Below are 14,038 nucleotides of genomic sequence, written 5' to 3'. Positions count from 1 at the left end.
CCGGTCTCCTGGCGTCCTGCGACCGCTGCGAGCCCGGTCCGGCCGCTCCCGGCGCCCCGGCCTTCCGCGGCCCGCCGGGGCCCGGCAGCCGCCCGCGCTGCGGGCGCCTCGGCTCACTCATGCGCACCGTCCCCCGGAGCGGTGCGCAGGATGCGGGGACTGGTCACGAGGTCACCTGCCGGTGGTCTGGGACGTCTGGGAGCCGTGGGGGGTCGGCGATTGCGCGCCGCCGGACGGCTTCGTGGCGGGGGTGCCGTTCGTGGCGGGGGCGTTCGTGGTGGGGGCCGTGCTGGGCGGCGCCTGGGTGCGGACGGGTGCCGCGGTCGGCGCGGCCTCGGCCTCGGTGGGGTCGCCGCGCACGGTGCCGTCCGGGTTCAGGAAGGCGGGGTTGCCGCCGGGCACCATGCCCAGCTCGCGGGCGCGGCGGTCGAGCGCGTCGGGCGCCTTGTACCGGTCCACGTCCTGCTGGAGCGCCTGCTCCTCGTCGGTGTACGTGGTGGTGTCCTTCTGCAGCCGGTTGAGCTCGAAGGAGTCCTGGTTGACGGCCCCGTTCAGCAGGAGCAGCGAGATGAGGCCGCCGGCCAGCAGCGCCACCACCAGCAGGACGAAGGGCGCGCGGGCCGCCGTGGCCGACCGGGCCGCCCTCACAGCGCCTCCTCGCGGATCCGTTCCGCGCCCCGCAGCCGGGCCGGGGTGGCGCGCTTGTTCTCCGCGATCTCCTCCTCGGTCGGCAGTTCCGCGCCGCGGGTGAGCAGCTTCAGCCGGGGCTGGTACTGCTCGGGCACCACGGGCAGGCCGGGCGGGGCGGTGTTGGCCGCGCCCGCCGCGAACGCCTGCTTGACGATGCGGTCCTCCAGCGACTGGTACGACAGCACGGCGATCCGGCCGCCGACCGCGAGGGCGCCGATCGCCGCGGGGATCGCGCCCTCGACCGCGGCGAGCTCGGCGTTGACCTCGATGCGCAGCGCCTGGAAGGTGCGCTTGGCGGGGTTGCCGCCGGTGCGCTTGGCCGCCTGCGGGAGCACCTCGCGGATGAGGTCGACCAGCCGCGCGCTGTTGGTGAACGGTTCCTTCACACGCTGTTTGACGACCGCGTCGACGATCTTGCGGGCGTACTTCTCCTCGCCGTAGGTGCGCAGGATCCGCACCAGGTCGCCCGGCGGGTAGGTGTTGAGCACCTCGGCGGCGCTGATGCCGGTCGTCTGGTCCATCCGCATGTCGAGCGGGGCGTCCTGCGCGTAGGCGAAGCCGCGGTCCGCCTCGTCCAGCTGCATGGAGGAGACGCCGAGATCGAACAGCACGCCCTGGACCTTGGGGATGCCGAGCCGGGCGAGGACGTCCGCCAGCTCGTCGTAGACCGCGTGCACCAGCGTGGCCCGGTCGCCGAACGGCGCCAGCCGCTCGGCGGAGAGCTTGAGCGCGGCGGGGTCGCGGTCGATGGCGACCAGCCGGGCCGACGGGAACGTGGTCAGCAGCGCCTCGCTGTGGCCGCCGAGCCCCAGCGTCGCGTCCACGACCACGGCGCCCGGTGCGGCCAGCGCGGGAGCCAGCAGGTCCAGGCAGCGGCGCAGCATCACGGGCACATGCTTCGCGGGGGTGGCCTCGGCGGACTCGCCGGACCCGGTGGGCTCGGTGGTGGCGGGGTCCGCGGGGGCGCCATGCGGCTCGGACTGCGGGGCGGGGACGGCGCTCATGGGGCCCTTCTCGGTTCTTCGACTTCTTCGACTGCTTCGACATATGGCCTGGTCCCCGCCCGCTCGGGAGGGAAGTGGCCCTCTGGCGCCGGGGAAGTAGTGCCAGTGGAGCCGGAGAGCGGGAGGAGGCCGAGCCATACGTACACCGTGGTGACGCTGCGAGTAGGGGCCGGGGTCACAGTAATCCGGTCGGAACCTCCTCGGACAGGGCCGAAAAGGTGTCTTCCTGCGCCGCCAGGTAGCGGTCCCAGGCCTGGGCGGACCACACCTCGACCCGGGTGTTGGCGCCGATGACCGCACAGTCGCGGTCCAGCCCGGCGTACTCCCGCAGCGGCTGCGGGACGGTGATCCGGCCCTGCTTGTCGGGCACCTCGTCGGTGGCTCCGGCGAACAGCACCCGCATGTAGTCCCTTGCGGGCTTGGACGTCAGGGGCGCCCGGCGCAGTTCCTCGGTGACGGCCTGGAATCCGCGCAGCGGCCATACGTACAGGCAGCGCTCCTGACCCTTGGTGATCACCAGGCCCTGGGCGAGCTGCTCCCGGAATTTCGCGGGCAGGACGAGGCGGCTCTTGTCGTCGAGTCGCGGCGCGTACGTTCCGAGGAACACCCACACCTCCCGCAGCCGGGCCCGCCGGGGCCCTGTCGGTAACCGGACGGGATCCCCGTCGGGAGACCGGGACCCCTGTCGAGAACGGGAGCTGCCCCTACCTGCGGCGGGGAGACCCCATTTCGCGCCACTTTACTCCACTAAGCCCCACGGTCAACGCAATCAACGGCCCGCGCGCCTCACCCCCAGGGGTGAGGGGCACGACGCCTGTGGGTTACCTCACACAGCGGCCAATTGACCGACTTTTTCCCGCCCCTGCAGCAGGTGGGACGGGTCCGCGCCCTCTAACGTCAGTCACATGTCGATATCCGCAGCGCAGCCATCCGGACCCGGCTCCGAGCCCGCCTCCGAATCCGCCTCCGTCATCGACCGGCTCGTGGGCGCCAACGAGCGCTACGCCGTCGCCTTCCACGACCCCGGCATGGATGCCCGGCCGGTCCTGGGCGTCGCCGTCGTCGCGTGCATGGACGCCCGCCTCGACCTGCACGCCGCACTGGGCCTCGACCTGGGCGACTGCCACACCATCCGCAACGCGGGCGGTGTCGTCACCGACGACACCATCCGCTCGCTGACCATCAGCCAGCGGGCTCTCGGCACCCGTTCGGTGGTCCTCATCCACCACACGGGCTGCGGCCTGCAGAGCATCACCGAGGACTTCAGGACCGAGCTGGAGCACGAGGTCGGCCAGCGTCCGACCTGGTCGGTCGAGGCGTTCACCGACATCGACCAGGACGTACGCCAGTCGATGGCGCGGGTGCGTACGTCCCCGTTCCTGGCGCACACGGACGATGTACGCGGTTTTGTGTTCGACGTCCACACCGGTCTGATGCGGGAAATCACGGCCAAGTAACGGCAGGCGAGTGACGCGGGGCGCTGTTCAAGGGAACAATGCAACGTGCGGCACCCCCTCGCCCGTCAGGGCGCGTGGTGCACCGCATTCGGGGAGGGGCCGGTCCGTGGTTGGCCGCGCCCCAATGAACAGGCCGAGGAGAACCGGGTGACGACCTATGACGCGCGAGCCAGCCTCAGCGATCTGACCACGACGGCGGAGCGGGTGCGCCGGTCCGTGGAGAACGTGATCGAGGGCAAGCCCGAGGTCGTACGGCTTTCGCTGACCGTGATGCTGGCAGAGGGGCACCTCCTGATCGAGGATGTGCCGGGGGTCGGGAAGACGATGCTGGCCAAGGCGCTCGCGCGGTCCATCGACTGCTCGGTGCGGCGTATCCAGTTCACGCCCGACCTGCTGCCCTCCGACATCACCGGAGTGAGCGTCTTCGACCAGCAGCGGCGGGACTTCGAGTTCAAGCCGGGGGCGATCTTCGCGCAGATCGTGGTCGGGGACGAGATCAACCGGGCCTCGCCGAAGACCCAGTCGGCGCTGCTGGAGTCGATGGAGGAGCGGCAGGTCACCGTCGACGGCACCACGTACGAGCTGCCCAACCCGTTCATGGTCATCGCCACCCAGAACCCGGTGGAGATGGAGGGCACCTATCCGCTGCCCGAGGCGCAGCGCGACCGCTTCATGGCCCGGGTGTCGATCGGCTACCCGAGCCCGGAGGCCGAACTGCAGATGCTCGACGTGCACGGCGGTACGCCGCCGCTGGACGATCTGCAGCCGGTGGCGCACGCCCACGAGATCGTGAAGCTGATCGAAGCGGTGCGCACGGTGCATGTGTCGGACCCCGTGCGGCGCTACGCCGTCGCCCTGGTCGGTGCCACCCGGCACCACCCGGACCTGCGGCTCGGCGCCTCGCCGCGCGCGACCCTGCACCTGGTGCGGGCGGCCCGCGCCTCGGCGGCGCTGGACGGCCGGGACTTCGTCCTGCCGGACGACGTGCAGACGCTCGCCCCCGCGGTACTGGCGCACCGGTTGCTGCCGACCGCGCAGGCGCAGCTGAACCGGCGGACGCCCGAGCAGGTCGTCGCGGAGATCCTGCAGCGCACACCGGTCCCCGACCCGTCCGCCTCCCCGGCCACGGCGGCGTCCGCAGCGCAATGGCGGCAGGCGCAGAGCGCCCAGCCGCCCGGCGTCCGGGGCTTGTGATGTCCACCGACCCGCAGGCCGCGGGAGGTTTCCGTACGGCGTTGTCGGGGCTGACCACGCGCGGACGGTCCTTCTTCGCGGCCGGGGTCGCGGCGGCCATCTGCGCCTACGTGCTGGGGCAGCCGGACCTGCTGCGGGTCGGGCTGCTGCTGGCGGTGCTGCCGCTGGTCTGCGTCGCGGTCCTGTACCGCACGCGCTACCGGGTGGCGGGCAGCCGGCGGCTCGCGCCGTCGCGGGTGCCCGCGATGTCCGAGGCGCGGGTGCACCTGCGGGTCGACAACGTCTCGCGCATCCCCACCGGACTGCTGATGCTGCAGGACCGGGTGCCGTACGTGCTCGGGCCGCGGCCGCGCTTCGTGCTGGACCGGGTGGAGCCGGGCGGCCACCGCGAGGTGTCCTACCGGGTCCGCTCCGATCTGCGCGGGCGCTATCCGCTGGGGCCGCTGCAGCTGCGGCTGACGGACCCCTTCGGCATGTGCGAGCTGACCCGGTCGTTCAGCGCCTTCGACACCCTGACCGTGGTGCCCCGGGTGGAGCCGCTGCCCGCGGTCCGGCTCGCGGGCGAGGCGTCCGGCTACGGCGACAGCCGCACCCGCTCGCTGTCGCTGGCCGGCGAGGACGACGCTATCCCGCGCGGCTACCGGCACGGCGACGACCTGCGGCGGGTGCACTGGCGCTCCACCGCGAAGTACGGCGAGCTGATGGTGCGCCGCGAGGAGCAGCCGCACAAGGCCCGCTGCACCGTGCTGGTGGACACCCGGCGGCTCGCCTTCTACGGCGCCGGACCCGACTCCGCCTTCGAATGGGCGGTGTCCGGAGCGGCCTCGGTCTCGACGCACATGCTGGAGCGCGGCTACTCGGTGCGGCTGCTGACCGACACCGGCAGCAGCGTCCCGGGCCCCGAGGGCGGTTTCGGCGGCGACTCCTCCGACACCGCAGGAGTGCTGCTCGACACCCTCGCGGTGGTCGAGCACTCGGACGGCGGCGGATTCTCCCGGGCGCACGACGTGCTGCGGGTCGGCAGCGAGGGGCTGCTGGTGGCCTTCCTGGGGGACCTGGACGAGGAGCAGGCGACGATCGTCGGACGGATGCGCCAGCGGGCCGGCGGCGCGGTGGCGTTCGTCCTGGACAGTTCCGCATGGGCGTCACGCGACGCCGTGGACCCGTACCCCGAAGTACCGGCGGCCGGCGGCGGCCCCGCGGCCTCCGGCTCCCCCGGTGGCTCCGGCGTGAACGGCGGCGACGGTCCGGGCACGGCCGCGGACACCGGTGCCCGGCGGGCCGTGCGGATGCTGCGCGAGGCCGGCTGGACGGTACTGCCGGTGCCACCGGGCGAGGGACTGCCCTCGCTGTGGCAGCTGGCGGACCGGTACCGCTCGCGTGAAGAGGCGGGAGCGAGCTCATGAGCGGACGCGCACGGCTGACGGTCTGCGCCGCGGCGGCGTCGATCATGGCGGCCTGCTCCCTGCTGCCGCTGGCCACCCCGACCGGCTGGATCCTGCAGGCGGCCTTCCTCGTCACGCTCCAGTCCTGCGTCGGCGCGCTGGCCCGGCGAGTACCACTGGCCAGGCCGCTGACCGTGCTGGCGCAGGCCCTGGTCAGCCTGCTGATACTGACCATGATGTTCGTCTCGAAGCAGGCGGTCGGCGGCATCCTGCCCGGCCCCAAGGCGTTCGTGGGGCTCGGCGACCGGCTCGGTGACGGACTGCGGGACGTCAGCCAATTCGCCATCCCCGCCCCGGTGACCCCGGGCATCCGGCTGCTACTGGTCGCCGGTGTGCTGGTGATCGCGCTGGCCGTGGACGCGATGGCGGTGACGTACGGCAGCGCCGCCCCGGCCGGGCTGCCGCTGCTCGCGCTGTACTCCGTCGCCTCCGGTCTGGCCGGCAGCGGCAGCCGCTGGCTGTGGTTCCTGATCGCGGCGGCCGGCTATCTGCTGCTGCTCCTCGCCGAGGGCCGGGACCGGCTGTCGCGCTGGGGCCGGGTCTTCGGCGGCGGTCCGCCGTCCACCGGCTGGGCCGGCGCTTCGGGGACCCGGTCCGAGGGCTCGGTCGTGGCACCGGTCCGCACCGGCCGCCGGATCGGGGCGATGGCGCTGGGCATCGCGCTGATCGCCCCCGCCGTGCTGCCCTCGCTGGGCAGCGGGCTGCTCGACCCGTCGGGCACCGGCACGGGACCCGGCTTCGGCGGTGCCAACTCCTCGTCGGTCAACCCGGTGGTGGCGCTGCAGGACAGCCTCAACCAGCCGACCAACCGCGAGGTCCTGTCGTATCGCACGAACGCGCCCAGCACGACGGACATGTATCTGCGCATCGTCGCGCTCGACAAGTTCGACGGCACGCAGTGGCGTTCCTCCGAGCGCCCGGTGACCGAGATCCCCGAGGTGTTCCCGGTCCCGGCCGGGCTGGGCCCCGAGGTGAAGACGACCGAGGTCGTCACCTCGCTCGCCGCCGACGGGAACTACGCGCAGAGCTGGCTGCCGCTCCCCTACCCCGTCGAAAAGCTGAAGGTCGACGGCCGCTGGCGGTTCGACAAGGAGGGGCGCACGGTCGTCGGTGACCGCAAGCAGACGACCAAGGGCGTGAAGTACAAGGTCACCAGCCTGCTGGTGCAGCCGACGGCGGCGCAGCTCGCCACGGCACCCGATCCGGCGGCCACCTTCAAGCAGGAGTACACCCAGGTCCCGGACACCCTGCCGGAGGTGGTCAGCAGGACCGCGCTGGAGGTGACGCGCGGTGCGGCGAACCCTTACGAGCAGGCCGTGGCCCTGCAGAAGTACTTCCACTCCGGGGACTTCCGGTACAGCACGCAGGTCCGCTCGGGCACCGGGGTCGACGCGATCGCCAACTTCCTCCGGGACAAGCAGGGGTTCTGCGTCCACTTCGCCTTCACCATGGCGGCGATGGCCCGCACCCTGCACATCCCGGCCCGCGTCGCGGTCGGCTTCGCGCCGGGCAACGGGCCCCGGTCCGACGGCAGCGTCTCGGTGGGACTCCAGGACGCGCACGCCTGGCCCGAGCTGTACTTCGAGGGCGTCGGCTGGACCCGCTTCGAGCCCACCCCGTCCCGCGGCACCGCCCCCAGCTACACGGTGGACCAGCCGTCGAACCCCGGCGGCGGCCCAGTCGTCCCGGAGCCCGGCAAATCGGCGGCACCGAGCGTCGGCGCCTCGGCCTCGGCGAGCTGCTCGGTCAAGGACAAGGCGCTGGGCGACTGCACCCCGGTCGGCCAGGACACGGGCAGCGGACCGACCGACACCGGGATCAGCGCCGGCCGGCTGGCGGGCATCGCCCTGCTGGCGCTGGTGGTGGTCGGTGCGCCCCTGCTGCCGCTGCTGTGGCGCCGCCGTGAGCGGTCCCGGCGGCTCGGCGTCGGCCACGGCCAGGCGGACGGTGCCAGGACGCTCGCGGCCTGGCGGGAGCTCGTCGACACCGCGTGGGACTACGGGATCCTGCCCGACGACTCCGAGACACCGCGCCGGGCCACCGCCCGGCTGGTGCGGGAGGGCGAGCTCGACGAGGCGGCGGCGCTGGCCGCCGGACAGGTCGCGGCCGCCGTGGAGCAGGTGCTGTACTCGCCCAGGCCGCGGCCGGTGGCCGGGCTGGCGGCGGATGTGCACCAGGTACGGGCCGGGCTGCACCGGACGGCCGGGCGGCGCGGACGGCTGCGCGCGGTTCTCCTGCCACGTTCGGCCGCACGGGTGATCTGGCGGCTGTCGGAGCAGTGGTCGGTGGCGACGCGGCGCTGGTCGGCGGCCGTCCGGCGGGCCGCGGACGCGGTCCGGCGGCCGTCACGGCAGGCGTCCTAGGCGCGGCAGCGCGGCGTACCGGGCGTCCGGGCCTACCGGGGCCGGACATGACGAGGGGCGCGGAACCGGTTTCCGGTTCCGCGCCCCTCGTCGTCATTCTGAGAACTGTTGAGAACCCTCTGCCTGGGCGGCGGCCGGGTGGGCCTAGCTTTCCTGCCCGTCCCTGCGGCGCTGCCAGCGTTCCTCGATCCGGTCCATGACCTTCCCCCTGCGACGGGGGTGGCCTCGGCCGGTGGTTGCGGCGGGCTGCTGCTCACCGGGTTTGCCGGCCTTCCGCCAGCCCGTGACCGCGAGCACGGCACAAGCCAGCATGACGAGGAAACCGACCACACTGATCCAGGGCTGCTGCTTGATCATTCCAGCCATCAGCAGCGCGATACCCACCAGGAAGCCCGCTACGGCTTGGTAGACGCGCCGCCGGGTATAGGTGCGCAGCCCGCTTCCCTCAAGCGCCGACGCGAACTTGGGATCTTCGGCGTACAGCGCTCGCTCCATCTGCTCGAGCATGCGCTGCTCGTGCTCCGAGAGCGGCACGGAGTCCTCCTACTCGTCGGTCGCGGGGGCGACCGGTCCGACCCTTATTCAAGGATAGGCAGGGATTCGCCCCCGTGAAACCCGCCCCACTACGCCAATCCGACGGGGGCTTCATTCCCCGTCCGCCGTTACGTCATGCCAGCATACGGTCCTGAACGGCTGACCGGGCGGCCTGTGACCGACTACTCCTGGCGCTGTGGCCGGTGGCCGGGTCAGCCGCGGTCCGCGAGGACGTGCAGTTGAGTGGCGATCGAGTGGAACGCGGGCTGCTCCGCGGCGGCCAGTTCCAGCTTGAGCAGCGCTTCCAGGGCGCCCGGCTCGGTGTCCACCAGCACGCCCGGGACCAGGTCGGCGAAGACCCGGACGCCGTGCACCGCGCCGACCCGCAGGCCGGCGTCGGAGACCAGGCGGGTCAGCTGCTCGGCGGTGAAGCGGCGCGGGAGCGAGTCCCCGTCGCCCCATCGGCCGTCCGGATCCCCTATGGCGTGCTGGGCCTCGGTGAAGTGGCCGGCGATGGCCCGGGCCAGCACGGCGCCGCCGCGGCCGGCGGCCAGCAGGCTGAGCGCCCCGGCCGGGCGGAGCGCGCCGACGGCGTTGCGGATGCCCTCGCCCGGGTCGTCGACGTACTCCAGGACACCGTGGCACAGCACGACGTCGTAGCTGCCGGGCTCGACGACGTCGAGCAGGCCGTGGGTGTCGCCCTGGACGCCGCGGACCCGGTCGGTCACCCCGGCTTCGGCGGCCCGGCGCTCCAGCGCGAAGAGCGCGTCCGGGCTCGGGTCGACGACGGTGACCCGGTGGCCGAGGCGCGCCACGGGCACCGCGAAGTTTCCGGTGCCGCCCCCGGTGTCGAGCACGTCCAGCGGCTCTTCGGCGTCGCGGCCGCCGGTCTTGGCCTGCCGCTCCAGTGCGTCGCGCAGGACCTCCCAGACCACGGCGGTACGGAGGGACGCTCGGGGGCGGATCGGATCCACCACTCCTTCACGGGACATGGCGGGCGGCTCCTCGCGGACGACTGGCTGGAACGAGCGACTTCACTCTATCCGTGCGGTACCCCATGGCCGATCAATTGGCCTTCTGCTGCGGCAGGGCGGGCGGCAGGCCGTCGCGCAGTTCAGCGGGCAGGGTGGGCTGGAGCACCAGCATCCGTTCCACCAGGCGCAGGAACATGCCGGCGGCGCGCAGCAGATCGTCCGCGTCCCGCCAGGTGGCGGCGCCCTCGATGCCGGCTTCGGCGCGCGCCCGGCGGCGGGCGCCGTACTCGAACATGGCGCTCCATTCGCTGAGCTCCGGCGCGACTTCGGGCAGCACCTCCCAGGCGCTGCGTATCCGCTGTCGCCGCCTGGGGCCCGGCTCGGGCCGGCCCCGCACGGCCAGCACCGCGGCGGCGGTCCGCAGTGCGGCGAGGTGGGCGGTGGCGTAGCGCTCGTTGGGGGTTTCCAGGACGGCCGCCTCGTCGAGTCCGAGGTGGGCCTGGGTGAGCAGGTCGAGCGCGGCGGGCGGAGCCGCCGCACGGCGCAGCACGGGATGGATGTCGCTTACGTGAGCAGCCATGACGAGCCTCCTGTCTTCGTACGACACATAGTGGGGCACACCACTGACAATCGGCCCTGACCTGCGGAAATGCCCTTAGCACAGGTGTTCGCCCACCCCTGCGGCGGGCCCCTCCCCGCGATGCTGCATACTTGTCTTTTGTACTGACCAGTCAGTTCAAAAGAGGAGAGTGACTCGTGATCACCGCGGAGGGGTACGGGCTGCGCGGCCCGCGTGGGCGGGTGTTCGGGGAGGTGTCGTTCAGCGCGCCCGCCGGCACGCTGATCGCCGTCGAGGGCCCGTCGGGCACCGGTCGCACCTGCCTGATGCTGGCGCTCACCGGCCGCATGAAGGCCACCGAGGGACAGGCGGAGGTCCACGGACACCCCCTCCCCCGGCGCATGCCCGCTGTACGCCGGATCAGTGCTCTCGGTCCCGTCGACGGCATCTCCGCCCTCGAACCGGCCCTCACCGTCGCCGAGCATCTGCGCGAGAGGGTGCTGCTGCAGCGCAGGTTCGCCTCCCGCGCCGCGCGCGACCGCGCCGATGTGGCGGCGGCCCTCAAGGCCGCGGGGCTCGACCTGGACTCGCTGGTGAAGGGCGAGCGGACGGCCGTACGCGATCTGGAACGGCTGGAGGCACTGCGGCTGGGCGTCGCCCTCGCACTGCTGCCACGCCCGCAGGTGCTCGGGATCGACGACGTCGACCACAAGCTCGGCGACACCGACCGCGAGCTGGCCTGGTCGATGCTGCGCTCGGTCGCCGACGCGGGCACCACCGTCCTCGGCGTCTGCACCAGGGCGCCCGGGGACGCGCTCGTGGTCCCCACCCGGGCCACCGGGACCGCACAGGGCACCACCGCCGACCTGACCACCGACCGGACCGCCGACGCGACCGAAGAGACCGAAGAGGAGGCCGTCGATGCGTGCACCGAAGCTCGCCGCGCTTGAGCTGAAGAAGTTCGGCCGGGGCCGGCTGCCGAGGGCGGCCATGGCCGCCCTCCTGCTGCTGCCGCTGCTCTACGGCGCCCTGTACCTGTGGTCCTTCTGGGATCCGTACGGGCGGCTCGACAAGATCCCCGTCGCCCTGGTGAACGCCGACCGCGGCGCGACCGCCGGCGGCAAGAAGATCGCGGCGGGCGACGAACTCGCCGCCAAGCTGCACGACACGGCCACCTTCGACTGGCAGGAGACGGACTCCGCCGACGCCACGAAGGGCCTGGAGAACGGCTCGTACTACCTGACGCTCACCATCCCCGCCGACTTCAGCGAGCGGATCGCGTCCAGCTCGGGCAACCACCCGGAGACCGGCGCCCTGCAGGTGCGCACCAACGACTCCAACAACTACATCGTCGGACAGATCTCCCGCAGTGTGTTCTCGCAGGTCAGGGCGGCCACCTCGGCCGGCGCCTCGCGCGGCTTCTACGACCGGATCTTCGTGTCGTTCGCCGATCTGCACGACAAGACGCAGCAGGCCGCGAAGGGCGCGTCCGACGTGGCCGGCGGCGCGGGCAGCGCCGAGCAGGGCTCGAAGGAGCTCGGCTCCGGCATCCGCAAGGCCGAGCAGGGCGCGGGCCGGCTCGCCGCGGGCCTCAAGGACGCCAGGAAGGGCAGCGGCGACCTGGCCACCGGTCTCACCACGCTCGACTCCGGCGCGGGCCAGGTCGCGTCCGGCACCCAGCGGCTCGTGGACGCGGTGAACGGCGCCTCCGACAAGATCGCGTTCGTGAAGGCCCACACCCGGGAGATCGGCGAGGTCTCCCGGGTCGTCGCCGACGGATCGCAGGCGATCAAGGACCATCTGGACACGATCGCCGCGCTGGCACCGGACGCCGCCAAGGCGTCCAGGACCGCTGCCGACCTCGTACGGCAGCAGTACACGAAGCAGTGCGCCGCAACCCCCGCCACCGGAGACTGCGTCGCGCTGAAGCGCGCCGCGGACAAGGCGGCCGAGGCCGCGACACTGGCCGAGCGGCTCAACGCGCAGGTCAGCGGCCCGGCGTCGTTCGACCAGCTCGCCACCGACCTGGGCAAGCTGCACGACTACGCCCAGGAACTGGCCGCCGCCGCGCCGCACCTGTCCTCGGACATCAACGGCGCCGTGAAGGACATCAACCGGCTCAACACCGGGGCCCACCAGGTCGCCTCGGGCGCCCACACGGCGGCCGGCGGCGCCCGCACCCTCGACAAGGGCATCGGCACCCTCTCCCAGGGCGCCGACACCCTCAGCGGCGGCATGTACCAGCTCGCCACCGGCAGCAACCGCCTCACCACCGGTCTGACGCAGCTCTCCACCGGCAGCGGGCAGCTCGCCACCGGTCTGCACGAGGGCGTCGACAAGATCCCGGACTACGACGCCCAGGAGCGCGACGCGCGCACCGCGGTGATGGCCGACCCCGTACAGCTCGCCTCGCAGTCCCTGCACCAGGCGTCCAACTACGGCGAGGGGCTCGCCCCGTACTTCATCCCGCTCTCCCTGTGGGTCGGCGCGATGGTCGGCTACATGCTCTTCCAGCCGATGAACCGCCGGGCGCTCGCCGCCGGGGCCGCGTCCTGGCGGATAGCGCTGGCCGGCTGGCTGCCGGTGGCCGCGGTCGGGGTGGCGCAGGTGCTGGCGCTGATGTCGGTGCTGCACTGGGTGGTCGGGCTGCAGATGGCCCGCGCCGCCGGCACGATCGGCTTCCTGCTGCTGGCCGCGGGCTGCTTCGCCGCCATCATCCAGTTCCTGGGCGCCCGGTTCGGCCCGGCCGGACGGGTGCTCACCCTGGCGATGCTGATGCTGCAGCTGACCTCGGCGGGCGGCACCTATCCGGTGCAGACCAGCCCCGGCTTCTTCGGTGCCATCCACCCGTTCCTGCCCATGAGCTACGTCGTCGAGGGGCTCCGCCACCTGATCACCGGCGGCGACCTCTGGCCGGTCTGGCGGGCCTGCCTGGTGCTCCTCGCCTTCACCGGCGCCGCACTGGCGCTCACCACCCTGACCGCCCGCGCCAAGCAGGTGTGGACCGTGGACCGGCTGCACCCGGAGCTGACCCTGTGAGCCGGGGCCGTCCCGGGCAGGGACAATCGACGCCATGACCACCGCACGTCGTCAGGCCACGCGGCAGAAGCTCTACGAGGCCGCCGTCACACTCATCGCCGAGCAGGGCTTCTCCGCCACCACGGTGGAGGAGATCGCCGAGCGGGCCGGCGTCGCCAAGGGCACCGTCTACTACAACTTCGCCAGCAAGAACGAATTGTTCGAGCAGCTGCTCCAGCACGGCGTCGGGCTGCTCACCGTCTCGCTGCGGGACGCCGCCGACGAGGTGGCGGCGCGCGGCGGCACCCGGGTCGACGCGCTGGACGCGCAGATCCGGGCCGGGCTGGCGTTCATCGCCCGCTACCCGTCCTTCACCCAGCTGTACGTCGCCGAGCTGTGGCGGACCAACCGCGCCTGGCAGGACACGCTGATGCTGGTCCGCCAGGAGGCGGTCGCGGTGGTGGAGAAGGTGCTGCGCGAGGCGGTGGACAACGGGGAGCTCAGCGACGAGATCGACGTACCGCTCACCGCGTCAGCGCTCTTCGGGATGGTGCTGGTCGCCGCCCTGGACTGGCAGGCGTTCCAGTCGCACCGCAGTATCGACGACGTGCACTCCGCCCTGTCCCGGCTGCTGCAGGGCCGGGTCAGCGGCGACTCACGGCGGACCTGACGGAACGAGATGGCTGAGCGGACATGAGTGAGCGCTGTTCTGGCACGTCCCGATCCCCCTTCGGACCGTGCCAGAACAGCGCTACCCGTGCACCCCCGTTGCGTCCGGGCCGCCCCTGCTCCGCCGCCCC

The 14,038-nt window shown here is 72.7% G+C and carries 13 protein-coding genes; 7 read left to right on the top strand and 6 right to left on the bottom strand.

All coding sequences use genetic code 11. The features are described from left to right. Positions 1–171: 171 nt before the first annotated feature. The 3 genes from G3I60_RS32240 to mraZ all read right to left on the bottom strand — a co-directional run bounded on the left by G3I60_RS32240 (position 172) and on the right by mraZ (position 2,301). Positions 172–648, bottom strand: a complete 477-nt coding sequence (locus G3I60_RS32240; RefSeq protein WP_164296275.1) for a hypothetical protein — start codon at positions 646–648, stop codon at positions 172–174. Next, positions 645–1,694, bottom strand: a complete 1,050-nt coding sequence (gene rsmH / locus G3I60_RS32235; protein WP_164296273.1) for a 16S rRNA (cytosine(1402)-N(4))-methyltransferase RsmH — start codon at positions 1,692–1,694, stop codon at positions 645–647. Before rsmH ends, G3I60_RS32240 begins: the two co-directional genes overlap by 4 nt. Before the next feature lie 175 nt (positions 1,695–1,869). Next, the gene (gene mraZ, locus G3I60_RS32230) at positions 1,870–2,301 is read right to left on the bottom strand and encodes a division/cell wall cluster transcriptional repressor MraZ (protein ID WP_138356148.1); all 432 of its coding nucleotides are present in this window, start codon (positions 2,299–2,301) and stop codon (positions 1,870–1,872) included. A 298-nt stretch (positions 2,302–2,599) separates the two neighbouring features. Between mraZ and G3I60_RS32225 the strand changes: the two genes are divergently transcribed. The 4 genes from G3I60_RS32225 (at position 2,600) to G3I60_RS32210 (ending at position 8,153) form a co-directional block, all read left to right on the top strand. Then, positions 2,600–3,151 (top strand): carbonic anhydrase, encoded by a 552-nt coding sequence (locus G3I60_RS32225; RefSeq protein WP_138356149.1) that lies wholly within the window; start codon positions 2,600–2,602, stop codon positions 3,149–3,151. A gap of 147 nt (positions 3,152–3,298) precedes the next feature. Then, the gene (locus G3I60_RS32220; protein WP_244809135.1) at positions 3,299–4,345 is read left to right on the top strand and encodes a MoxR family ATPase; all 1,047 of its coding nucleotides are present in this window, start codon (positions 3,299–3,301) and stop codon (positions 4,343–4,345) included. After that, positions 4,345–5,751 carry a DUF58 domain-containing protein gene (locus tag G3I60_RS32215; RefSeq protein ID WP_138356150.1) on the top strand — a complete coding sequence of 469 codons (1,407 nt, stop codon included), beginning with the start codon at positions 4,345–4,347 and terminating at the stop codon, positions 5,749–5,751. Before G3I60_RS32220 ends, G3I60_RS32215 begins: the two co-directional genes overlap by 1 nt. Further along, a complete protein-coding gene (locus G3I60_RS32210; RefSeq protein WP_164608073.1) occupies positions 5,748–8,153 on the top strand; it encodes a DUF3488 and transglutaminase-like domain-containing protein in 2,406 nt (801 codons plus the stop codon). The genes G3I60_RS32215 and G3I60_RS32210 overlap by 4 nt, the downstream gene beginning before the upstream one ends. Before the next feature lie 144 nt (positions 8,154–8,297). Here G3I60_RS32210 and G3I60_RS32205 read toward each other — a convergent pair whose 3' ends face one another. From G3I60_RS32205 to G3I60_RS32195, 3 genes are all read right to left on the bottom strand, one after another. Further along, positions 8,298–8,687 carry a DUF3040 domain-containing protein gene (locus tag G3I60_RS32205; RefSeq protein ID WP_138356152.1) on the bottom strand — a complete coding sequence of 130 codons (390 nt, stop codon included), beginning with the start codon at positions 8,685–8,687 and terminating at the stop codon, positions 8,298–8,300. Positions 8,688–8,899: 212 nt separating this feature from the next. Continuing rightward, positions 8,900–9,664 (bottom strand): methyltransferase, encoded by a 765-nt coding sequence (locus tag G3I60_RS32200; RefSeq protein WP_164296285.1) that lies wholly within the window; start codon positions 9,662–9,664, stop codon positions 8,900–8,902. A gap of 88 nt (positions 9,665–9,752) precedes the next feature. After that, entirely contained in the window at positions 9,753–10,241 is a 489-nt protein-coding gene (locus tag G3I60_RS32195) for an SAV_6107 family HEPN domain-containing protein (protein ID WP_164296269.1), read from the bottom strand. 176 nt (positions 10,242–10,417) lie between these two features. Here G3I60_RS32195 and G3I60_RS32190 point away from each other — a divergent pair, with 176 nt between their 5' ends. The 3 genes from G3I60_RS32190 to G3I60_RS32180 are packed head-to-tail and all read left to right on the top strand — an operon-like array spanning position 10,418 to position 13,908. Then, entirely contained in the window at positions 10,418–11,170 is a 753-nt protein-coding gene (locus G3I60_RS32190) for an ATP-binding cassette domain-containing protein (protein WP_164296268.1), read from the top strand. Further along, on the top strand, positions 11,142–13,259 hold the full coding sequence (locus G3I60_RS32185) for a YhgE/Pip domain-containing protein (protein WP_164296266.1): 2,118 nt from the start codon (positions 11,142–11,144) through the stop codon (positions 13,257–13,259). Before G3I60_RS32190 ends, G3I60_RS32185 begins: the two co-directional genes overlap by 29 nt. A gap of 25 nt (positions 13,260–13,284) precedes the next feature. Next, positions 13,285–13,908, top strand: coding sequence for a TetR/AcrR family transcriptional regulator (locus tag G3I60_RS32180; RefSeq protein ID WP_187145284.1), 624 nt, complete (start codon positions 13,285–13,287; stop codon positions 13,906–13,908). The last annotated feature ends 130 nt before the right edge of the window (positions 13,909–14,038 follow it).

The sequence above is a fragment of the Streptomyces sp. SID13666 genome, from assembly GCF_010548325.1.
GTDB classification, from domain to species: domain Bacteria; phylum Actinomycetota; class Actinomycetes; order Streptomycetales; family Streptomycetaceae; genus Actinacidiphila; species Actinacidiphila fildesensis.
Note: the sequence above shows the minus strand (reverse complement) of the source record. Positions and strands in the feature narration are given on the sequence as shown.

Bases quoted from the DNA above. Each gene is read 5' to 3' on its own strand.
- rsmH (WP_164296273.1), bottom strand. From the start codon at position 1,694: ATGAGCGCCGTCCCCGCCCCGCAGTCCGAGCCGCATGGCGCCCCCGCG.
- G3I60_RS32225 (WP_138356149.1), top strand. From the start codon at position 2,600: ATGTCGATATCCGCAGCGCAGCCATCCGGACCCGGCTCCGAGCCCGCC.
- G3I60_RS32215 (WP_138356150.1), top strand. From the start codon at position 4,345: ATGTCCACCGACCCGCAGGCCGCGGGAGGTTTCCGTACGGCGTTGTCG.
- G3I60_RS32210 (WP_164608073.1), top strand. From the start codon at position 5,748: ATGAGCGGACGCGCACGGCTGACGGTCTGCGCCGCGGCGGCGTCGATC.
- G3I60_RS32195 (WP_164296269.1), bottom strand. From the start codon at position 10,241: ATGGCTGCTCACGTAAGCGACATCCATCCCGTGCTGCGCCGTGCGGCG.
- G3I60_RS32185 (WP_164296266.1), top strand. From the start codon at position 11,142: ATGCGTGCACCGAAGCTCGCCGCGCTTGAGCTGAAGAAGTTCGGCCGG.